Annotated in this window: 14 protein-coding genes; 3 read left to right on the top strand and 11 right to left on the bottom strand. The window is 72.3% G+C overall.

Annotation, left to right across the window (positions count from 1 at the left end):
- Positions 1-111: 111 nt before the first annotated feature.
- Genes IE172_RS17250 through IE172_RS17240 form a run of 3 tightly spaced genes read right to left on the bottom strand, consistent with a single transcriptional unit; the run spans position 112 to position 3,797 of the window.
- On the bottom strand, positions 112-1,047 hold the full coding sequence (locus IE172_RS17250) for a carbohydrate ABC transporter permease (protein ID WP_190098121.1): 936 nt from the start codon (positions 1,045-1,047) through the stop codon (positions 112-114).
- Positions 1,044-2,078 carry an ABC transporter permease gene (locus IE172_RS17245; RefSeq protein WP_190098120.1) on the bottom strand — a complete coding sequence of 345 codons (1,035 nt, stop codon included), beginning with the start codon at positions 2,076-2,078 and terminating at the stop codon, positions 1,044-1,046. Before IE172_RS17245 ends, IE172_RS17250 begins: the two co-directional genes overlap by 4 nt.
- A gap of 27 nt (positions 2,079-2,105) precedes the next feature.
- Positions 2,106-3,797, bottom strand: a complete 1,692-nt coding sequence (locus IE172_RS17240) for an extracellular solute-binding protein (protein ID WP_190098119.1) — start codon at positions 3,795-3,797, stop codon at positions 2,106-2,108.
- Between the two features lie 360 nt (positions 3,798-4,157).
- Here IE172_RS17240 and IE172_RS17235 point away from each other — a divergent pair, with 360 nt between their 5' ends.
- Positions 4,158-6,998 (top strand): glycoside hydrolase family 3 C-terminal domain-containing protein, encoded by a 2,841-nt coding sequence (locus tag IE172_RS17235; RefSeq protein ID WP_190098118.1) that lies wholly within the window; start codon positions 4,158-4,160, stop codon positions 6,996-6,998.
- 96 nt (positions 6,999-7,094) lie between these two features.
- Here IE172_RS17235 and IE172_RS17230 read toward each other — a convergent pair whose 3' ends face one another.
- The 3 genes from IE172_RS17230 to IE172_RS17220 form a co-directional block, all read right to left on the bottom strand.
- The gene (locus IE172_RS17230) at positions 7,095-8,540 is read right to left on the bottom strand and encodes an aldehyde dehydrogenase family protein (RefSeq protein WP_190098117.1); all 1,446 of its coding nucleotides are present in this window, start codon (positions 8,538-8,540) and stop codon (positions 7,095-7,097) included.
- Between the two features lie 415 nt (positions 8,541-8,955).
- Entirely contained in the window at positions 8,956-10,515 is a 1,560-nt protein-coding gene (locus IE172_RS17225; protein WP_190098116.1) for a PucR family transcriptional regulator, read from the bottom strand.
- Between the two features lie 122 nt (positions 10,516-10,637).
- Positions 10,638-13,055, bottom strand: a complete 2,418-nt coding sequence (locus IE172_RS17220; protein ID WP_190098115.1) for an ATP/GTP-binding protein — start codon at positions 13,053-13,055, stop codon at positions 10,638-10,640.
- Between the two features lie 266 nt (positions 13,056-13,321).
- Between IE172_RS17220 and gabT the strand changes: the two genes are divergently transcribed.
- Positions 13,322-14,656 (top strand): 4-aminobutyrate--2-oxoglutarate transaminase, encoded by a 1,335-nt coding sequence (gabT, locus tag IE172_RS17215; protein WP_190098114.1) that lies wholly within the window; start codon positions 13,322-13,324, stop codon positions 14,654-14,656.
- A gap of 398 nt (positions 14,657-15,054) precedes the next feature.
- Here the strand turns inward: gabT and IE172_RS17210 are convergent, their stop codons facing one another.
- Complete coding sequence (locus IE172_RS17210) at positions 15,055-15,864, bottom strand: tetratricopeptide repeat protein (RefSeq protein WP_190098113.1); 810 nt, start codon at positions 15,862-15,864, stop codon at positions 15,055-15,057.
- A gap of 44 nt (positions 15,865-15,908) precedes the next feature.
- Between IE172_RS17210 and IE172_RS17205 the strand changes: the two genes are divergently transcribed.
- Positions 15,909-16,547 (top strand): phosphatase PAP2 family protein, encoded by a 639-nt coding sequence (locus IE172_RS17205; RefSeq protein ID WP_190098112.1) that lies wholly within the window; start codon positions 15,909-15,911, stop codon positions 16,545-16,547.
- Positions 16,548-16,559: 12 nt separating this feature from the next.
- On the opposite strand, the gene IE172_RS17200 is transcribed toward IE172_RS17205, so the two are convergent.
- From IE172_RS17200 to IE172_RS17185, 4 genes are read right to left on the bottom strand one after another with little or no spacing between them, the layout of a single operon-like run.
- Positions 16,560-17,978, bottom strand: coding sequence for an NAD(P)/FAD-dependent oxidoreductase (locus IE172_RS17200; RefSeq protein ID WP_190098111.1), 1,419 nt, complete (start codon positions 17,976-17,978; stop codon positions 16,560-16,562).
- A gap of 36 nt (positions 17,979-18,014) precedes the next feature.
- Positions 18,015-18,815 (bottom strand): ABC transporter permease, encoded by an 801-nt coding sequence (locus tag IE172_RS17195; protein WP_190098110.1) that lies wholly within the window; start codon positions 18,813-18,815, stop codon positions 18,015-18,017.
- Positions 18,816-19,745: an ABC transporter permease gene (locus IE172_RS17190; RefSeq protein WP_190098109.1), complete on the bottom strand. Its 930-nt coding sequence runs from the start codon at positions 19,743-19,745 to the stop codon at positions 18,816-18,818.
- Positions 19,745-20,917 (bottom strand): ABC transporter ATP-binding protein, encoded by a 1,173-nt coding sequence (locus IE172_RS17185; protein ID WP_190098108.1) that lies wholly within the window; start codon positions 20,915-20,917, stop codon positions 19,745-19,747. The genes IE172_RS17190 and IE172_RS17185 overlap by 1 nt, the downstream gene beginning before the upstream one ends.
- Between the last annotated feature and the right edge of the window lie 4 nt (positions 20,918-20,921).

Here is a 20,921-nt window from a genome sequence, read left to right as displayed (position 1 = left end):
CGCCTGTGAGGGGGTGGGGGAGGAAACCTGAGAGGGCGGGGGGAACCGCGCGATCGACCGCACGGGACGCGCGGCCGGTATCCGGCGCGGCTCCCCCGGAAGGCAAGGGCGTCAGCCCTTCACGGCACCGGTGAGCATGCCCTTCTTGAAGTGCTTCTGGACGAACGGCGACAGCACGGCCACCGGCAGCAGCGCCATCACCATCACGGCCATCTGCACCGCGAGGCCGGACAGCTCACCCGTCTTGATCGCCTGTCCCAGACCGACCGGCGCCTCCTGCTTCTGCACCAGCTGGATCATGACGTTCTGCAGCGGCAGCATGTCCTGGTCGTTCAGGTACAGGGAGGCGTTGAACCAGGCGCTCCAGTAGCCGACGGCGTAGAACAGCGTGATCACGGCGACGACCGCGCGGGAGAGCGGCAGCACGATCTGCCACAGGATGCGCAGGTCCCCCGCGCCGTCGATGCGGGCGCTGTCGGTCAGCTCCTGCGAGATGCCCATGAAGAAGCCGCGCAGCACCAGGATGTTGAAGACGCTGATCGCGCTGGGCAGGATCAGGGCGAGGTAGGTGTCCGTCAGGCCCAGGGACTGCACCAGCAGGTAGGTGGGGATGAGGCCGGCGCTGAAGAACATCGTGGCCAGCAGCACCATGAGGATCCAGCGGTGGCCCAGCGACCCGGTGCGGGACAGTCCGTAGGCGCACAGCACCGACACCGTCATCGAGAACACGGTGCCGACGAGGGTGATGCCGATGCTGACGAGCGCGGCGCGGGTGACCTGGCCGCCGCTGAGCAGTTCCTGGTAGGCGACGAAGGTGATGTCCGTCGGGATCATCACCAGCCCGCCGGCCTCGTCGATGGCCTTGCGCGTGGACAGGCTGGTGACGACGACGATCCACAGCGGGAAGAGGATGGCCAGGCAGGCCAGGAGCAGGACCAGACCCTTGCCGGCGAGTCCGGCCCGGCCGGGCGCTTCCTCCCACACCGGCCGGGGCGGGGCCGCCCAGCGGCCTGGTCTGCGCGCGGGTCTGTCGATGACGGCGGTCACTTCTTGTACACCCCCTGCTCGCCCATGAGATGGGCCACCTTGTTCGCGATCAGGACCAGGCCGAGACTGATGACGCCCTTGACGAGCCCCGCGGCGGCCGCGTAGCCGAAGTCCTGGTTGCGCACGCCGTTCCACCACACGAAGGTGTCGAGGACCTCCGCGGCTCCCGGTCCGACCGCGTCGCGTTGCAGCAGGATCTGTTCGAAGCCGACCGTCAGGGCGTCGCCGACGCGCAGCACCAGCAGCAGGGCGATCACCGGGCGCAGCGCGGGCAGCGTGACGTGCCACATGCGGCGCCAGCGGTTCGCGCCGTCCATCGCGGCGGCCTCGTACAGGTCGGGGCTGACCGAGGCCAGCGCGGCGAGGAAGACGATGATCCCCCAGCCGGCGTCCTTCCACACGCTCTGCGCGGTGACCAGGAACTTGAACGTGTCCGGGTCGGTCATGAGGCTGAGCCCGTCGTACCCGTGGTCGCGCAGCAGCTGGGACAGCAGCCCGGCGCCGCCGAACAGCTGCTGGAACACGGCGATGACCAGCACCCAGGAGAAGAAGTGCGGCAGGTAGAGGATGGCCTGCGAGATCGCCCGCACCCGGGGCCTGACCACGCTGTTGATGAGCAGCGCGAGCAGGATGGGGATCGGGAAGTACAGGACCAGCTGGAGGAAGAACAGCACCAGGGTGTTCCGCACCGCGTTCCAGAAGGCGGAGTCCTCGAAGATGCGCTGGAAGTTCTCCACGCCCACCCACGGGCTGTGCAGGATGGAGACGACCCCGTTGTCACTGATGTAGGGGTCGTACTCCTGGAACGCGACGACGTTGCCGAGGATCGGCAGGTAGTTGAAGAGCAGCACCAGCAGCACGGCCGGCAGTGTCATCAGCAGCAGGACGCGGTCGCGCCGGAGCCGTGTCCTGAGGCTGAGCTTCCCGGCGGGTGGCTGCTTCCCGGCCCCGGTGGCGCCGCCGTGCGCCTGTGGCCGGTTCTCCTTCGCTTCGGCCTCGGTGTCGGTCCGAGGCACCGTGCTGTGGGACACGGCGGTTCTCCTTGCCTCGGTGCCCGGTCAGCCGGCCGCCGTGCCGTTCTCGTCGAGGATCTTCTTGTACCAGTCGCGGAGTTCGTCCCCGCCCTTGCTCCTCCAGTCGGAGACGGCCTGCTGCACGTCGCTGATCTTCTTGCGGCCGCGGACGACGTCGTCCTCCAGCTGCTCGAAGTCGTTGGAGAGGTTGGTCCAGCGGGCGGGCTCGGTGATCTGCATGCCGTAGAAGGACGACTTCCTGGTGAAGGCGCCCATCCGCTGCTGCCACTCCACCTGGCCCTTGGCGACCTCGGGGAAGTCGGGGTGGGCGATGGTCGCGGCGGGGCTCGCGATCATCACGAAGGCGTTCATCACGTCGATGTTGCCCTGTTCGGTCTTGGTGGGCACGCCGTCCTTGACGGTGTAGTGGGTGCCCTCCACGCCGTAGTTGGTGGCCATGTACTCCTTGGTGCCGTAGGGCGCGGCGGTGACGTTGGCGACGGCCAGCACGTCACGGATCACGGCCTCGGAGGCCTTCTTGTTGACGAAGGCGAAGATGCCGGCCGGGTTCTTGGCCCACAGCGTGGGATCGCCGCCGTCGTGGCCGAAGACGTCCATGCCCCAGATCTTGAATTCGGGGTTCTGCACGGCCTGTTCGGCGGTGCGGCTCCACCACTGCGAGGAGTCCTGGTTGTAGATGAGGAACTCACCGGCGGCGAACTTGGGGCCGGGGTCGTTGGCGTTGCTCTTGCCCAGCGCGGCGTCGGGGTGCACCACGCCGGCGGCGAACAGCTTGCGCGTCCACTCCAGGGCCTCGAGGTACTCCTCGGTCTCGATGCGGTAGATCAGCTTGCCGTCGACGTCGTTCCAGCCGAGCGACTTCTCCTCGCCGGAGAGCACGCCGAAGGCGTTGAAGGCGGTCCACTTCATGTCCAGGCAGGCCCAGCGCTTGGCCTTGGCGCTGGTGGCCTCCTTCGCCAGGGCCAGGAACTCGTCGCACGAGCGGGGGACTTCGTAGCCCTCCTTCTCGAATATGTCCTGGCGGTAGAGCGGGACGATGCCGGTGACGTAGGAGGACGGCATGGGCAGGCCGCGCAGCTTGCCGCCGAAGATGGACCGCTGCCAGGCGTCGGTGGGGATCGCCGCGAGGTTCGGGTAGTCCTTGACGGCGTCGCCGGACAGGTAGGGGCCGAGGTCGACGAACTTGCCGATGACGGCACTGGGGATCTTGCCCGTCATGTTCCAGCCGGGCACGACCACCACGTCGGGCACCTCGCTGGAGGCGAGCACCGCGCCGAGCTTCTGGTCGTAGGTGTTGCCGTCCTGGTTCTGCCAGACCACGTCGACGCCGATGAGGTCGTTCATCGACGTGTAGTAGGTGTTGCCGGCCTTCGGCGGGGACCCCCAGAACGGGGACATCACGGTGACCCTGCCGCCCTTGCCGAGCTTCTCGGGCACCGACGTCTTCAGGCCCCTCAGGTCGAGCTTGCCGGTGAAGCCGACCGCGGATCCGTTCTTGCTGGGGATGTCGGGGGTGACCACGTTGCTCGCCACGTACGCCGGGAGGATCTTCTTGGCGTCCTTGCCCGACGTGGTGCCGTCCCGCGAACCACCGTCGGATCCACCGCATGCCGCGAGCAGCGGCATCCCTCCCGCCACCGCTGCGGTGGCGACCGCCGTGGAGGCGAGGAAGCTTCTCCGGCTCGGTCCGGAGGAGAGGGAGGCGTTCGGCGTCATTGCGTCAACCCTTCATGGCGCACCAGGACACCCGGCAGGGGGCCGTCGGCTGCGGTGTCTTCAGTGGAACTGGCTGAGCCGAAGCGGTCGGTCGGCGGGAGCTGCGCCGCACGGGGCGGGCCTCGCAGTCGAAGCGCTTCGATGTTGCTGCGAGGTTAAGTGAACACCCAGGGGCACACAAGGGTCACATCCAAGATTCCTCGGATGTATACGTGATCGCGACGCCGGCTTGAGAGGGGAGGACCACCGGAGAAGTGCCCGATCCGGTCCCTCTGGATCCCTTGACACCCACCCCCGCCTCGAATGAGCATCGAAGCGCTTCGAAAGCGCCTCGCCGCTCCACCCCGAGGGGAACTCCACGTGACCGCACCCACGCCGCCCACGCTGCCTTTCCGCGATACGGCACTGCCGTTCGCGAAGCGCATCGACGACCTTCTGTCGCGGTTGACCCTCGACGAGAAGACCCGGCTCCTGCACCAGTTCGCACCGGCCGTCGAACGTCTGGGCATCGCCGCCTTCCGCACCGGCCAGGAAGCCCTGCACGGGGTCGCCTGGATGGGCCCGGCGACGGTGTTCCCGCAGGCCGTGGGCCTGGGCGCCACCTGGAACGAGGAGTTGGCGCGCCGGGTGGGCGAAGCCGTGTCCCGGGAGGCGCGCGCGATGCGCGCCCGGGACGAGCGCGTCGGCCTCAACGTCTGGGCGCCGACCGTCAACCTGCTGCGCCATCCCCTGTGGGGCCGCAACGAGGAGGGCTACTCGGAGGACCCGAAGCTCACCTCCGCGATCGCCACCGCCTACACCCACGGCCTGCGCGGCGACCACCCGGTGTACTGGCGCACGGCGCCGGTGCTCAAGCACTGGCTGGCGCACAACAACGAGACCGACCGCGACACCTCCTCCAGCTCCGTGCGCCCCCGCGTCCTGCACGAGTACGACCTGCGCGCCTTCCGGGAGACGGTGGAGGCGGGCGCGGTGGCCGGGGTGATGCCGGCGTACAACCTGGTCAACGGCCGCCCGAACCACGTCTCGCCGTACCTGCGGGAGCAGCTGCGCTCCTGGACCGGGGAGGAGCTGCTGGTGTGCTCGGACGCGGGCGCGCCCTCCAACCTGGTCGACTCCGAGCACTACTTCGACACCCACGAGGAAGCCACCGCGGCGGCCCTGCGCGCGGGGGTCGACAGCTTCACCGACCACGGCACCTACAGCTCGAAGATCATCGGACGGGTGGAGGGCGCGCTGGAGCGGGGACTGCTCACCGAGGCCGACATCGACGCGGCCGTCCGCCGCCAGCTCTCGGTGCGTTTCCGGCTGGGCGAGTTCGACCCGGGCGCGGACCCCTACGCCGGGGAGCAGGCCTTCGACACACCCGAGCACCGGGCGCTCGCCCTGGAGGCCGCCGAACAGGCGGTCGTCCTGCTGAAGAACGACAGCCTCCTGCCGCTCGCCCCGGACACCCGCGTCGCCGTCGTCGGACTGCTCGCCGACGAGTGCAAGCTCGACTGGTACAGCGGCAGCCTCATCCACCGCTCCACTCCGCTGGAGGGCCTGTACGAGCGGTTCGGCGCGGACCGCGTGGAGTTCGCCGAGGGGGTGGACCGGGTCCTGCTGAAGACCTCCGCCGGTGCCTTCCTGCACGTGCCGCCCGCCTCCGGCGCCCTCGAGGAGGCGCGCGGCGCCGAAGGCGCCCTCGACCCGGCGCTGCTCGCCGGCCGCACCGACCTGCCGCCGCTCACCGCGGGGCGGGCGGGCACCGAACTGGCCCTGGTCGACTGGGGCGCCGGCGTGCTCACCCTGCGGGCGCCCGACGGCCGCTACCTCTCGGTCGCCGAGGACGGGTACGTGCGCGCCTCCGCCGACCAGCCGGGCGGCTGGATCGTGCAGGAGACGTTCCGGCTGGAACCGCACGGGGACGGTCACCTCCTCAGGCACGTGGGAACGGGACGCCATGTGCAGGTCGCCGCCGACGGCGTGAAGGTTGCCGAGGAGGATGCCGAGGTCTTCGAGCTGGTCGTCGTCGAGCGCGGGGTGGACGCGGTGACGCGCGCCGCGGCCCGCGCCGACGTGGTCGTGGTGGTCGCGGGCAACGACCCGCACATCAACGGGCGCGAGACGGAGGACCGTACGACGCTGCGCCTGCCCGCCCAGCAGGAGGCGCTGCTGGGCGCGGCCCGCGCCGCCAACCCGGACACCGTGCTGGCGCTGGTCTCCGCCTACCCGTACGCGGTGGACCCGGCGGGCCTCCCGGCGGTCCTGTGGACCGCGCACGGCGGCCAGGCCGCGGGCACCGCCCTGGCCCGGGTGCTCGCCGGTGACGTCTCCCCCGCCGGCCGGCTGCCGCAGACCTGGTACGCCGGCGACGCCGACCTGCCGGACCTCCTCGACTACGACGTGATCGGCTCCCGCCAGACCTATCTGTACTTCGAGGGCACACCGCTGTTCCCGTTCGGACACGGCCTCTCCTACGCGTCCTTCGCCTACGGGGAGTTGACCGCACAGGTTGTGGACGGGGCGGTACGGGCCGAGTTCACCGTCACCAACACCGGTGCCGTCACCGCCGACGAGGTGCCGCAGCTCTACGCCCGGGCCGTCGACCCGTCGGTGCCCCGCCCGCGGCGCGAGCTGCTGGCGCACCGGAGGGTGACGCTGGCGCCCGGGGAGACGGCCGAACTGTCCTTCGTCCTGCCGCTGTCCGCCTTCGCGTTCCATGACGTGGCGGCAGGCCGGTGGCGGGTGGAGCCGGGTGCGTACGAGCTGCTGGCCGGGGCCTCCAGCGAGGACGTCCGCGGGCGCGCCACCCTCGCGCTGGAGGGCGAACCGGCCCTCCCCCGGCCCGTCCTCGAACGCGGCCTCGACGCGGCCGACTTCGACGAGGAGAGCGCCACCGTGATCGTCGACCGGACGAGGACGGCCGGCGACTCGGTCACCGCGGTCGCCGGCAAGGACGGCGAACTGCTCTTCCGCCACTGCGACTTCGGCACCGGCGTGACGCAGGTGACCGTGGAGGTGTCCGGCGAGGGCACGGTCGAGTTCTCGCTCGCCGACGGCCCGGTGCTCGCCTCGCTGTCGACCCCGGCACCCACACCGGGCCCGTACGACTACACCACGCTCCGTGCGTCCTGCGCCGTCGTCGACGGCGTGCACGACGTGCGCCTGCGGCTGCGCGGCCCGCTGCGGCTCGCGCGGGCCGGCTTCTCCGGTTGAGGGTCCGGAGACGGCCGGCACGACGGAGGGGTCCGGCACCGGCGGCGTGGACGCCGTCGGTGCCGGGCCCCTTCCGGTGCGGGCGGCCTCGTCGGGTCAGAGGTCGAGACCGGTGAGGACCATCACCCGCTCGTAGGTGTAGTCCTCCATCGCGAACCGGACGCCCTCGCGTCCCACCCCGGACTGCTTGGCCCCGCCGTACGGCATCTGGTCGGCGCGGTAGGACGGCACGTCGCCGACGACCACGCCGCCGACCTCCAGGGCGCGGTGGGCCCGGAAGGCGGTCTGCAGGTCATGGGTGAACACTCCCGCCTGGAGGCCGTACTTGGAGTCGTTGACGGCGGCGAACGCGGCGGCCTCCCCGTCCGCCTTCTGCACGGTCAGGACCGGACCGAAGACCTCCTCGCAGGAGATCGTCACGTCGGCCGGCACGTCGGCGAGCACGGTCGGCGCGTACGAGGCGCCGTCGCGCTTGCCACCGGTGAGGAGGGTGGCGCCCGCGTCCACGGCTTCCCGCACCCACGCCTCGACGCGCTGCGCCGCCTCCTCGCTGACCAGCGGGCCGACGTCGGTGGCCTCGTCGTCCGGGTCACCGGTGACCTGCGCCTCGACGGCGGCGACGATGCGCGGCAGCAGCCGGTCGTACACGGAGGCGTCGGCGATCACCCGCTGCACGGAGATGCAGGACTGGCCGCCCTGGTAGTTGGAGAAGGTCGCGATGCGCTGCGCGGCCCGGTCCAGGTCCTCGTCGCGTCCGAAGTCGGCGAGGACGACCGCCGCGCCGTTGCCGCCGAGCTCCAGAGTGCAGTGCTTGCGCGGCACCGAGTCCATGATGGCGTAGCCGACCTTCTCGGAGCCGGTGAAGGAGATCACCGGCAGCCGCTCGTCCTGGACGAGGGCGGGCATGCGGTCGTTGGGCACCGGGAGGATGCTCCAGGCGCCGGCGGGCAGCTCGGTCTCGGCGAGCAGCTCACCGAGGACCAGCCCGGACAGGGGCGTGGCGGGCGCCGGCTTCAGCACGATCGGGGCACCGGCCGCGATCGCCGGGGCGATCTTGTGGGCGCACAGGTTCAGCGGGAAGTTGAAGGGCGCGATGCCGAGGACGACACCCTTGGGGAAGCGGCGGGTGAACGCGAGCCGCCCCGTGCCGCCGGCGTCGGTGTCCAGGCGCTGCGCCTCGCCGCCGTTGAAGCGGCGGGCCTCCTCGGAGGCGAACCGGAACACGGAGACAGCGCGGCCGACCTCGCCGCGGGCCCACTTGATCGGCTTGCCGTTCTCGGCGGAGATCAGCCGGGCGATCTCCTCGGTGCGCTCGGCGAGGCGCCGGCTGACGTGGTCCAGGGCGGCGGCGCGGACATGGGCGGGAGTGGCGGCGAACTCGTCCCGTACCGCGTGAGCGGCGGCCACGGCCTCCTCGACCTGGGCGTCGGTCGGCACGCTCACCGTGCCGACGACCCGGCCGTCCCAGGGGGAGGTGACGTCGAAGGCGGCCTCACCGGTGGCCCGGCGGCCGGCGAGCCAGAAGGCGTGGGTGGAAGTCATGTGGAGTCCCGGCCCTTCCGCGTAGGGGGTGTGCTGGATTTTCTGGGGTCCACGGTAGGGGCGCCTCGACGGACGGGCGCTTGTCCGGCACGTACGGGTGCGTGGGGCCAGTGCGCCGCATCGGCACAAAGCAGCGCGGAGCGGCCCCGCGGCCCGGACACCCCGTCACCCGCCGACCACCCGGCACGGCACGGCCCCTCTCCGGAGCCCTGGCCCACCGCGACACGCACGGCACGGCCACCCGCCGGAGCCCCGGTCCACCGCGACACGCACGGCGCGCCGCGTCGGCACGCCCGGTGCCGGGGCGAGCCGCACCCCGCCGTCGCCCGTCACCCGTCGTGCGCCGCACGGGCCACCGCCCGCGTGCCCGCCGGTTCGGCAGCGGGGGCCCGGCCGCGTGGACGCCGGCCGGCGGTCAGCCGGTCTCGGACGACGTCGCCTTCAGGGCCAGCCAGAGCTCCATGCGGACGTCGGGGTCGTCGAGGGAGCGGCCGAGGATCTCCTCGACCCGGCGCATGCGGTAGCGCAGGGTGTGGCGGTGGACGCCGAGGTCGGCGGCGGCCGCGTCCCACTGGCCGTGCCGGGAGAGCCAGGCGCGCAGCGAGGCGACGAGATCACCGCGGCCGGTCGCGTCGTGTTCGCGCAGGGCGCGCAGCAGCCCGTCGGCGAACGCCCTGACCGCGTCGTCGGCCAGCAGCGGCAGGACGGACCCGGCGGCCATGTGCTCGTGCTCCACCAGCACCCTGCCGCGCCGCCTGGCCACCGAGAGCGCCTGTTCGGCCTGTTTGTAGGCGGCGGACGCGGCGATCGGCCCGGCCGGGGCGGACAGTCCGATCACCAGGTCGTCGTCGTCGGCCTTGCGGGCGCTCTCCCGGGCGGCGGCGTGTTCGCAGACGGCGGCCACCGCGGCGCCCCCGTCCGCGGCCAGGACGACCAGCCTCTCCCCCTCCGGCACGACGAGGACCGCCTCGCCGGAGCGGGCGGCGGCGGACTCCGCGGTCTCGGCGAGGATCCCGAGTCCGTCGCCCCCCTCGCCGCCGACGGCGACGATGATCCGGAAGGGGGCGTCCAGGAGGTTCCCGAACAGGTCCCCGGCCACCGCGCGGGCGTGGTCCGGCTCCCCGGCGAGCAGCATGCGCAGCACGGCGGCGCCGATGCGCTGTTCGGCCGCGTGCAGGGAGCGGGAGCGTTCCGTGGTGAGGGTGAGCAGGGCGACGGCGGAGTGGACGGCGTACCGCTCGGCGGTGCCGAGGGCGGCCGCCGTGCCGACGGCGAGCGCCGCCCGGGGACGGCGGCCGGTGCCCAGGGAGTGCAGTTCGACCCGGTCGTCGTGGTCGGGCCCGGCCACGACGGAGGAGGCCGGCGCCGGACGCTCCCGCAGCCGGGTCACGTCCGCGGTGAGCCGGGCGGCCCGCCGGGTGGCCCATTCCGGTGCCGTGGCGACGAGGGCGCCCGAGGCGTCGTAGAGCGCGGCCCAGCCGTCGACCTGGCCGGCCAGCGCGGCCAGCAGGCCCTCGGGGCCGTCGGTCAGGGTCTGCCGGGTCAGTTCCCGCTGGGCGGCGAAGCCGGCGGTCACCGCCCGGTACTGGTCGGCGGCTATGGCGGCGGACACGGCCTTGCTGATCGCCAGGAAGGGGGTGCGGCGCGGCACCTCCAGCAGCGGCAGGCCCTCGGCGCGGGCCGCGTCGAGGAGGGCGTCGGGGATGTCCTCGTAGTGGACGCCGACGGCGAATCCGAGCCCGACGACGCCCGCCCCCACCAGCCGCTTCACATAGCGGCGCATCGCCTCCCGGTCCTCCGCGTCCAGCTTGAGCGCGGTGATAAGCAGCAGCTCCCCGCCCTCCATGTACGGCACCGGGTCGGCGAGTTCGCTGGCGTGCGCCCAGCGGACGGGCGCGTCGAGGCGGTCCTCGCCCGCGCGCACGGTCAGCTTGAGCGCGGAGTGGTGGACGAGCGAGGCGAGCGTCGGGGGCATCGGAGCCTTGGGCCTTCGGTCGGCGTCGGGGTGGGTGAGGACTCGGTGATCTTTTGGCCGTCGCGTATGAACGGCCCCTGTCGATTCTGCCTCACTGTACGGTCACCGGCCGCCCGGGGCGCTCACCCCCGCAGGTCCACCAGGAGCGGCGGCGCGTGCTCGCCCGTGACGGTCGTCAACGAGAGCACCGCGTGCCCCGCCGGCACCGCGTGGGCGAGTTCGGAGGCGGACCACCGCTCCCGCTCGACCTGCCGCACCGTCACCGCGTCCGTGGTGACCGCCTTGCCCGTCACCAGCTTGCGCAGCGCGTGCAGGGCGCGGGTCATCGGCTGGTCGGCGAAGACGGTGTGCTGGGCGACCTCCGTGGTCTCCACCCACTCGGTGCCCCACGTCTGCGCGAACCGGTTGCCGTCCCAGGTGGTGACCCCGGAGAACGCCATGCGGCAGCCCACGGCTCCGTAGAGCGGGCCGTGCAGCGCCTCGGGGACGTCGGCGACGGTCCGCAGGGTGAGCAGTACGCCCGCGTTCTGCGAGCGCAGCCGCTGGATGCGGCGCACCGACTCCGCGGTGACGGTGCCGGTCGCGTCGTCCAGGACCAGGCAGGCGAAGTGGGCGCGCCGGCCCTCCCGTACGACGGCGTGGAACTGGGCGAGGACCAGCCGTGTGATCAGCCGTCCGGCCTCCTCGTGGCCGCGCTCGGGCAGGTCGATCCGGACCCGCAGGGGGTGGTGGGCGATCGCGCGCAGGGAGAACGGCCTGCTGGGTCCGCCCCCGCCGAAGAAGTCCGCGAACACGGGCCGGTTGAGCAGGGCGAGCCGGTCGGCGAGGGTCCGTCCGGTGTCGCCCGGCGCTCCCGTCTGGCGGGCGCGCGCGTCGAGTTCGCGCCGCATGACGTCGTTGCCGCTCGCGGCGAGCGCCTCCCGCAGCCGGGTCAGCGCCGCCTCGTCGCCCTCCAGCAGTTCGCGCAGCTCCGGCAGGGTGGGGAAGCGGCCGTGCACCGCCCGGAACGGGCCGAGCAACTGGGCGAGCGTGGTGGCGGCGCTCCGCGTGCCGGCCGGGTCGAGGTCGCCCGCCAGCGCCTCGGCGAGCACGGCGGCCGCCTCGTCCGGGTCGTCGGACTCGGCGTACGGGTCGAGGTCGTGCACGGAGGACGGGTCACCGATCCGCACGATCACGTCGAAGGCGTCGTCCGCGCCGAGCGGGCTCCCTGCGGCGGAGACGGCGACCACGGCGCAGCGCCCGGTGAGCGCCTGCAGCGCGAGCGCCTCGGTCACCGGTTCGACGAGGGTGCGGGTCTTGCCGGACCCGGAGGGTCCGACGGCGAGCAGCGAGGTGCCGAGGGCGTCCGGGCCGAGGGCCGCCCCGGCGCCGCGGTAGGGCTCCGGGGCGCGGTCGGCCGCCACCCAGCTGCCGATCCGCACCTGCTCGGTGAGCAGGTCGTGGCGGGCGGTCCGGCGCGGCAGGTCGCGGGCGCCGGAGGGGTGGGTCCAGGCCGCGCCGGCCTGCCGCAGGACGGTGTCGCGGAAGGCGGCCTGCGTGCCGGCGCGCCGGGCGACGGCGAAGGCGTGCTCGATCCTTGTGCAGTCGACGTCGTTCATCCGGCCGCCGGCCACCTCGGCGGCGAGCCGGTCGGCGGCCTCCCCGAGGCCCGCGTCGCGCAGGTCCGGCCACTGGGAGCGGGGCCGCTCGGCCGCGGCGGCGCCCGGATCGGTGCTCCCCCGGCGGGCGGTGAGCAGTTCCCTCGCGTACGGCAGCCAGCCGCCCAGACGGGCGAACGGCCACACCACGAGCAGCGTGACGACCGTGTACAGCGTGTTGGTGAAGAAGGACGACGCCATCAGGTCGTAGCCGTCCGTGATCAGCACGGTGAGGGAGAGCAGCGGATCGACGACCGGTACCGGGGACCATCCGGCGAGCGGGAACGCGCCGGGGAAGACGAGGCTGAGGGCGAACAGGGCGAGGAGGGCCGCGACCAGCGCCCGCGCGGGCTGCGGCCTGCGGGCCACGTAGTGGCGGACGATGGCGCGCCAGCTGCCCAGGACGGCCACCGCGACGGCCAGCACGGCGAAGGAGAGGCCTTCGTAGACCACGAGGGCCTCCGCCCCGGGGGACGGAACCGCCGCTCCCGCGAACACCTTGGGTGAGACGACCGTGCCGGCCCACCACCAGTCGTCCGGCGTGAAGGCCCGCAGGGGGGCCATCTGGTACGAGGTGACGCCCCGCTGCCAGAGCGACCAGACGAGTGCCGCGAGGGCGAGCGGGACCAGCATGCCGGCGAGCGTCACCGGCGCGATGCGCCGGGTGGCCTGCTGGGGGGGCCGGTAGCCGTACCGCCAGATCCCGGGCCGGGCCGCCGGCCTAGAAGCGTCGAGCCAGGCGGCGACGGTGGAGGCGGGCCGGGGCGCCTGCGCGGGTACGGGTGGCACGCCCGGGGCGCCGCTCGGCCGCGGCGGCGCCGCCGGTACGTCCGGTGGTCCGGCCGGGCGCGGCACGGGGTCGGCATGCGTGCCCCGCGCGTCCTGGGTACCGTCGCTGTCCATCGCCCTTGCCCCCTGAGCAGCCGCGCCATCCGCCATCAGCGAGCCAATCTAACGCCCCGGCAGGTCGAGTCCAGCGATTGCGCGGTCCGGCCGCGGGCACTCGCGTGCGGCGCGCGCCGTGCGGGCCGCCCGCCCCGCTATGTCCACCACGGACAACGGGAGACCCCGCACAGCGCCCACATGGAGCATGCCCCGGCCCCTTCCTCGGCCCTAACCTGCGAGAAAAGAAGGAAAAAGCGTCCGTTACACCCCTCCAGGAGCCCCGCATGACCGCACTTCCGCAGGAGCGCCGCGTCGTCACCGCCATCCCCGGCCCGAAGTCGCAGGAGCTGCAGGCCCGCCGCACCGCCGCGGTCGCGCAGGGCGTGGGCTCCGTACTGCCCGTGTTCACCGCCCGGGCAGGCGGAGGGATCATCGAGGACGTCGACGGCAACCGGCTGATCGACTTCGGTTCGGGCATCGCCGTGACCTCCGTCGGCGCCTCCGCCGAGGCCGTGGTGCGCCGTGCCTCCGCCCAGCTCGCCGACTTCACGCACACGTGCTTCATGGTCACGCCGTACGAGGGGTACGTGGCCGTCGCCGAGGCGCTGGCCGAGCTGACCCCGGGCGACCACGCCAAGAAGTCCGCGCTGTTCAACAGCGGCGCCGAGGCCGTCGAGAACGCGGTGAAGATCGCGCGTGCCTACACCAAGCGGCAGGCGGTCGTGGTGTTCGACCACGGCTACCACGGGCGCACCAACCTCACCATGGCGCTGACCGCGAAGAACATGCCGTACAAGCACGGCTTCGGCCCGTTCGCGCCCGAGGTGTACCGCGTCCCGGTCGCCTACGGCTACCGCTGGCCGACCGGCGCGGAGAACGCCGGCCCGGAGGCCGCGGCGCAGGCCATCGACCAGATCTCCAAGCAGGTCGGCGCCGAGAACGTGGCCGCGATCATCATCGAGCCGGTGCTCGGCGAGGGCGGCTTCATCGAGCCGGCGAAGGGCTTCCTGCCCGCGATCGGCGAGTTCGCCGCGGACAACGGCATCGTCTTCGTCGCGGACGAGATCCAGTCGGGCTTCTGCCGCACCGGCCAGTGGTTCGCCTGTGAGGACGAGGGCATCGTCCCGGACCTGATCACGACCGCGAAGGGCATCGCGGGCGGTCTGCCGCTGGCCGCCGTCACCGGCCGCGCGGAGATCATGGACGCCGCGCACTCGGGCGGCCTGGGCGGCACCTACGGCGGCAACCCGGTGGCCTGCGCGGGCGCGCTCGGCGCCATCGAGACGATGAAGGAGCTGGACCTCAACGCCAGGGCGAAGCACATCGAGTCGGTCATGAAGGGCCGCCTTGCCGCCATGGCCGAGAAGTTCGACCTCATCGGCGACGTCCGCGGCCGTGGCGCGATGATCGCGATCGAGCTGGTCAAGGACCGTGACACCAAGGAGCCGGCCCCGGAGGCGACCGCCGCCCTGGCGAAGGCCTGCCACCAGGAGGGACTGCTGGTCCTGACCTGTGGCACGTACGGCAACGTGCTGCGTTTCCTGCCGCCGCTGGTCATCGGCGAGGACCTGTTGAACGAGGGACTCGACATCATCGAGCAGGCGTTCGCGCGCATCTGAGCCGGTATCGGGGCAGGTGAGCCGCCTGCCCCGCACCGCGGCGGCAGCCGGACGGCGGAGCGTGTGAAGAACGTGTGCGGGGTGGATGGCAGGTGGCCGTGGGCCCTGTCGCCGGGCCACCCCCTGCCGTAGGTTTCTCCCCGGATGAGAGATACAACCCGTCCACGGGGAACCGTGGACGGCTCAGGCCGGGGCCTCCCCAGCTTCGACCTGGTCGTGCCCTCGCGCACACAACCGGGGCCCGCGGGCTTCGGGTCTCCTCAGGATCGGACGGTCGCCCGCCCCAAACCCCCCGGGGCGCGCGGCGTTCCGATCCGGACGGCCGTCCGGGCACCTCGTACGGCAAGCCGTTCTCCGAAGGGCCGGCGCTCACCCCCCTTGCGCCGGCCCTTCGGCGTTCACGGACGGGGCTCCTCCCCGGTGACGCGCGCCAGCACGGCGCGGGCCCTCCCGATGCGGGGGTGGGCCGGATGCAGACTGCGCTCGCAGTCGGCCAGCGCCCGGCGGACCGCGGCCTCCGCCTCCGCACGGCGCCCCGCACCCAGCAGGGCCTCGGCCGTCACCAGGTCGAGGAGTCCGCTGTCCTTGCGGTCCCGTGGCGGCGTGACGCCCCGCACCTCGGTCAGGGCCTCCTCGTACCTGCCCTGTCCGTTCAGGCTGCGCGCCAGCGTGACGCGCGGGGCCGCGGCGCCGTCGTCCGCGCGGGAGAGGTTGCCGCGGGCGATGGCCTCCGCCTCCTCGAAACGGCCCTGCCCGCACAGGGCTCCGGCCAGGAGGCCCAGGGCGCTCAGCTCCAGCTTCGACAGGGTGATGAGGTGGGCGAGACGGGAGATCTCACCGAGGATGTCCAGTGCCTCCCGCTCGGCCTCCTCGTAGCGCTCCAGGCCGGAGAGCACCACCAGGCGGTTGCGGCGCACCACCAGCCGCAAAACCTGCGTCTCGACGTCGACCGGCTCCAGCTCGGCGATCAGCGTCTCCAGCTCGCCCAGCACCTCCGCCTGGCGCCCGTGCGCGACCGCCACCATCGTGGCCAGCGTCCGCGCCTGCCGTTCCGGCAGGGGCCGCTTCCGCCAGGCCCGCCGCGCGCCTTCGGCGAGCGCGCGTGCCGTGGCCTCGACCTCCTCGTACTCCCCCTGCCTGAACCGGTCTTCGAGCCGGGCGAAGAGCTCGCGCCGCTCCTTTTCCCGTATACGTCGTATCGGCTTCACGGGCGGTGAGCCTACGGGCCCGCCGGCCTGCGAAGCTGGGCGGCATGCTGCTCCTCGGACCGCCCCTGCTCCTCTTCGCGCTGATCACCTGGCAGGTCGTCGTCGACGGGCCGCTGGTGGATCTCGACGAGCGGCTGAGCGAGGACCTCGTCCGGCCGGACCGGGCCTCCGAACTGCTCTCCGACCTCGGCAACATCGAGGTGGCCGTGCCCGTCCTGGCGGTCGCGCTGGCCGTGGCCGGGTGGCACGGGCACCGGCGGGGCCGTGACCGCTGGTGGCTGCCGCCCCTCGCCGGGGCCGTCGCGATGGCGCTGGTGCCGGTGCTGGTCGCGCCGCTGAAGGAGTGGACCGACCGCCCCGGCACCCCGGCCGTGCCCCCGGCGGTCGGCTACTACCCCTCCGGCCACACCGCCACCGCCGTCGTGGCGTACGGCGCGGCGACGCTGCTGCTCCTCCCGCTGCTGCGGTCGCCGGCCGTACGCCGCGGTCTGGTCGTGCTCTGCGGCGTCCTGGTGCTGGGCGCCTCCTACGGACTGGTGCGCCGGGGCTACCACTGGCCGCTGGACGTGGCGGCCAGCTGGTGCCTGGGCTCGGTGCTGCTGACCGGTTGGTGGCTGCTGGCCGGACGCACGGGCTCTCCCGTCCCCGAGGGCGGCGGCGGTTCCCGCCCTGTGCGCCGTTGACGGCCGCTTCCCTCAGCTGTCGAAGCCCAGGCCCAGCCGGTCCATCGTCCGCAGCCACAGGTTGCGGTGCCCGCCCCGGGCGTCCGCCCTGGCCAGGGACCACTTGGTGAGGGCGATGCCGGTCCAGGCGAACGGCTCCGGCGGGAACGGCAGCGGCTTCCTGCGCACCATCTCCAGCTCCGTGCGTTCGGTCCGCTCCCCCGCCAGCAGGTCCAGCATCACCTCGGCGCCGAAGCGGGTGGCACCGACGCCGAGGCCCGTGTAGCCCGCCGCGTAGGCCACGCGGCCGGCGTGCGCCGTGCCGAAGAACGCCGAGAAGCGCGAGCAGGTGTCGATGGCGCCGCCCCAGGCGTGGGTGAAGCGCACGCCCTCCAGCTGCGGGAAGCAGGTGAAGAAGTGCCCGGCGAGCCTGGCGTACGTCTCCGGGCGGTCGTCGTACTCGGCGCGCACCCGGCCGCCGTAGGGGTAGACCGCGTCGTAGCCGCCCCACAGGATCCGGTTGTCGGCGGACAGCCGGAAGTAGTGGAACTGGTTGGCGCCGTCGCCGAGGCCCTGGCGGTTCTTCCAGCCGATGGAGTCCAGCTGTCCTTCGGTGAGCGGCTCGGTCATCAGGGCGTAGTCGTACACCGGGACCGTGTAGGGGCGCACCCGCCGCACCAGGCTGGGGAAGACGTTGGTGCCGAGCGCCACCGTGCGGGCGCGGACCGCTCCGTACGGGGTGCGTACGGCCATGCCGCCGCCGTGCGGTCTCAGGCCGAGGGCGGGGGTGTGCTCGTACACGCGGACGCCCAGGTCGAGGCAGGCCCGTTTCAGTCCCCAGGCGAGCGCGGCGGGGTTCAGCATCGCCACGCCCCGGCGGTCGTACAGGCCGGCCTCGAAGGTCGGGGAGTTCACCTGGTCCCGTACGGCGTCGGTGTCCAGGTACTCGATGCCCTCGGCGAGGCCCTCGGAGCGGATCCTGTCGTACCAGTGTCTGAGTTCCCGGGCCTGGTAGGGCTCGGTGGCGACGTCGATCTCGCCGGTGCGTTCGAAGTCGCAGTCGATGGAGTGGCGGGCGACCGTCTCCTCGATGGCGTCGAGGTTGCGGGCGCCCAGCCGCTCCAGGGTGCGGATCTCGTCCGGCCAGCGGGTCAGTCCGTTGGACAGGCCGTGGGTGAGGGAGGCGGCGCAGAACCCGCCGTTGCGGCCGGAGGCGGCCCAGCCCACCTCGCGGCCCTCCACCAGCACGACGTCCCGTGCGGGGTCGCGCTCCTTGGCGATCAGCGCGGTCCACAGGCCGCTGTAACCGCCGCCCACGACCAGCAGGTCGCAGGTCTCGGGGCCGGTGAGGGCCGGCTCCGGGCCGGGCCTGCCCGGGTCGTCCAGCCAGTAGGAGACCGGGCGGGCCTCGGAAAGGGATCTCGTCCAACGGCTCATGGCTCCAGGGGCCATGATTTCAACTCCCTACGGGGGACTGCGGGTTTCTCTCTACGCCTTCTGCCGGTTCCGGCGGTTGCCGATGAGCATGGAAACCAGGACCAGCGACACGGCGAGGACGAACATGGCCGTACCGATGACGTTGATCTGCACGGGGGTTCCGCGCTGGGCCGATCCCCAGACGAACATCGGGAAGGTGACGGTCGAGCCGGCGTTGAAGTTGGTGATGATGAAGTCGTCGAAGGAGAGCGCGAAGGCGAGCAGCGCGCCCGCCGCGATGCCGGGGGCGGCGATCGGCAGGGTGACCCTGAGGAACGTCTGGACCGGGCCGGCGTAGAGGTCCTGCGCGGCCTGTTCGAGGCGGGGGTCCATCGACATCACGCGCGCCTTCACGGCGACCACGACGAAGCTGAGGCAGAACATGATGTGGGCGATCAGGATCGTCCAGAAGCCCAGCTGGGCGCCCATGTTGAGGAAGAGGGTGAGCAGCGAGGCGGCCATGACGACCTCGGGCATCGCCATCGGCAGGAAGATCAGTGAGTTGACGGCGCCGCGGGCGCGGAAGCGGTAGCGGACCAGGGCGAAGGCGATCATCGTGCCGAGGAGGGTGGCGCCGAGCGTCGCCCACAGCGCGATCTGGAGGCTCAGCGACAGCGAGGCGCAGAGCCCGGAGACACCGCAGGGATCCTGCCACGCCTCGGTGGAGAACTCCTGCCACGTGTAATTGAACCGCCCCTTCGGATTGTTGAAGGAGAACACGGTGACGACGACGTTCGGCAGAAGGAGGTAGGCGAGGGTCAGCAGCCCCGCGATGACGACGAGATGGCGCTTGAGCCAGTTGACGAAGGCCATTTACACCAGATCCTCCGTCCCGGACTTGCGGATGTAGAGCGTGACGATGGCGAGAATGGCGGCCATCAGGATGAACGAGAGTGCCGCGGCCGTCGGATAGTCGAGGATCCGCAGGAACTGCGACTGGATGACGTTGCCGACCATGCGGGTGTCGGTGGACCCGAGCAGGTCGGAGTTGATGTAGTCGCCGGACGCCGGGATGAAGGTCAGCAGCGTGCCGGAGACCACGCCCGGCATCGACAGCGGGAAGGTGACGCGGCGGAAGGTGGTGGACGGCTTGGCGTAGAGGTCGTTCGCCGCCTCGTGCAGCCGGGGGTCGATGCGCTCCAGGGAGGTGTAGAGCGGCAGGATCATGAACGGCAGGAAGTTGTACGTCAGGCCGCACACGACGGCGAGCGGGGTGGCGAGCACCCGGTCGCCGGCGGTCCAGCCGAGCCACGCGGTGACGTCCAGGACGTGCAGGGCGTTCAGGGCGTCGACCACCGGGCCGCCGTCGGCGAGGATCGTCTTCCAGGCGAGGGTGCGGATGAGGAAGCTGGTGAAGAACGGCGCGATCACCAGGATCATGATCAGGTTGCGCCAGCGTCCCGCGCGGAAGGCGATCAGGTAGGCCAGCGGGTAGCCGAGCAGCAGGCACAGCACGGTCGCGGAGGCCGCGTAGAGCACCGAGCGGACGAACTGCGGCCAGTACTCGGAGAGCGCCTCCCAGTACGTCGCGAAGTGCCAGGTGACCTCGTAGCCCTGTTCCAGGGAGCCCGTCTGCACGGACGTGGAGGCCTGGTAGATCACCGGCAGCGCGAAGAACACCAGCAGCCACAGCAGGCCGGGCAGCAGGAGCAGGTACGGCGTCCAGCGGCCGCGTCTGCGCGGCGGTCTCTTCTCCGGGGCGGGCGGCGGCGCCACGGGGGGCGCCTGGGTGAGCGTGGCCATCAGGCGACCTCTTCCTCGACCGTCTCGACCCCTGCGTCGATGTCCTGGGCAGCGTCCAGGCCGAAGGTGTGCGCCGGGTTCCAGTGCAGGACGACCTCGGCGCCGGGCACCAGCCGGGGGTCGCGGTCGATGTTCTGGACGTAGACCTCGAAGTCGGCGCAGACGGGGCTGTCGACGACGAACTGCGTGGAGACCCCGATGAAGCCGGCGCCGGCTATCCGGCCGGTGATGCGGTTGCGGCCCGCGGGTATCCCGCCGGCGTCGTCGGCGTGGGTGAGGGAGATCTTCTCCGGGCGCACGCCCACCAGCACCTTGCCGCCGGTCGTCGTGGGGGCGCTGTTGCGGGCCTCGGGCAGGATCAGCTTGCCGCCGCCCGCTCTCAGCACGAGCTCCCCGCCGGACGCCGAGTCCACCTCGGCCTCGATGAAGTTGGAGGTGCCGAGGAAGTTGGCGACGAAGGTGGTGCGCGGGTTCTCGTAGAGGTCGGCGGGCGCGCCGAGCTGCTCGACGCGGCCGGCGTTCATCACGGCGACCGTGTCGGCCATGGTCATGGCCTCCTCCTGGTCGTGCGTGACGTGCACGAAGGTGATGCCGACCTCGGTCTGGATCCGCTTGAGCTCCAGCTGCATCTGGCGGCGCAGCTTCAGGTCGAGGGCGCCGAGCGGCTCGTCGAGGAGGAGCACCTTGGGGTGGTTGATCAGCGCGCGGGCCACGGCGACGCGCTGCTGCTGGCCGCCGGAGAGCTGGTGCGGCTTCTTGCGGGCCTGCTCGCCGAGCTGGACCAGCTCCAGCATCTCCTCGACCTGCTTCTTCACGCTTCTGATGCCGCGTCGGCGCAGGCCGAAGGCGACGTTCTCGAAGATGTCCAGGTGCGGGAAGAGCGCGTAGGACTGGAAGACGGTGTTCACCGGCCGCTTGTACGGCGGCAGCGCGGTGACGTCCTGGTCGCCGAGGTGGACGGTGCCGCTCGTGGGCTCCTCCAGGCCGGCGATCATGCGCAGGGTGGTGGTCTTGCCGCAGCCGGACGCGCCGAGCAGGGCGAAGAAGGAACCTTCCGGCACGGTCAGGTCGAGAGGGTGCACGGCGGTGAAGGCGCCGTAGGTCTTGCCGATGCCGGTGAGGCGGACGTCCCCGCTGTCGCCGGGCGCGGTGGTGTCTTTGGTCGTCTTCATCTCG

The organism is Streptomyces griseoflavus (assembly GCF_014649995.1).
Classification (GTDB): domain Bacteria; phylum Actinomycetota; class Actinomycetes; order Streptomycetales; family Streptomycetaceae; genus Streptomyces; species Streptomyces griseoflavus.
Note: the sequence above shows the minus strand (reverse complement) of the source record. Positions and strands in the feature narration are given on the sequence as shown.

What these genes read in the sequence shown, in the direction of transcription:
- IE172_RS17240 (WP_190098119.1), bottom strand. Translation starts at nt 3,797, where the DNA reads ATGACGCCGAACGCCTCCCTCTCCTCCGGACCGAGCCGGAGAAGCTTC.
- IE172_RS17230 (WP_190098117.1), bottom strand. Translation starts at nt 8,540, where the DNA reads ATGACTTCCACCCACGCCTTCTGGCTCGCCGGCCGCCGGGCCACCGGT.
- IE172_RS17225 (WP_190098116.1), bottom strand. Translation starts at nt 10,515, where the DNA reads ATGCCCCCGACGCTCGCCTCGCTCGTCCACCACTCCGCGCTCAAGCTG.
- IE172_RS17220 (WP_190098115.1), bottom strand. Translation starts at nt 13,055, where the DNA reads ATGGACAGCGACGGTACCCAGGACGCGCGGGGCACGCATGCCGACCCC.
- gabT (WP_190098114.1), top strand. Translation starts at nt 13,322, where the DNA reads ATGACCGCACTTCCGCAGGAGCGCCGCGTCGTCACCGCCATCCCCGGC.
- IE172_RS17205 (WP_190098112.1), top strand. Translation starts at nt 15,909, where the DNA reads ATGCTGCTCCTCGGACCGCCCCTGCTCCTCTTCGCGCTGATCACCTGG.
- IE172_RS17200 (WP_190098111.1), bottom strand. Translation starts at nt 17,978, where the DNA reads ATGGCCCCTGGAGCCATGAGCCGTTGGACGAGATCCCTTTCCGAGGCC.
- IE172_RS17195 (WP_190098110.1), bottom strand. Translation starts at nt 18,815, where the DNA reads ATGGCCTTCGTCAACTGGCTCAAGCGCCATCTCGTCGTCATCGCGGGG.
- IE172_RS17190 (WP_190098109.1), bottom strand. Translation starts at nt 19,745, where the DNA reads ATGGCCACGCTCACCCAGGCGCCCCCCGTGGCGCCGCCGCCCGCCCCG.
- IE172_RS17185 (WP_190098108.1), bottom strand. Translation starts at nt 20,917, where the DNA reads ATGAAGACGACCAAAGACACCACCGCGCCCGGCGACAGCGGGGACGTC.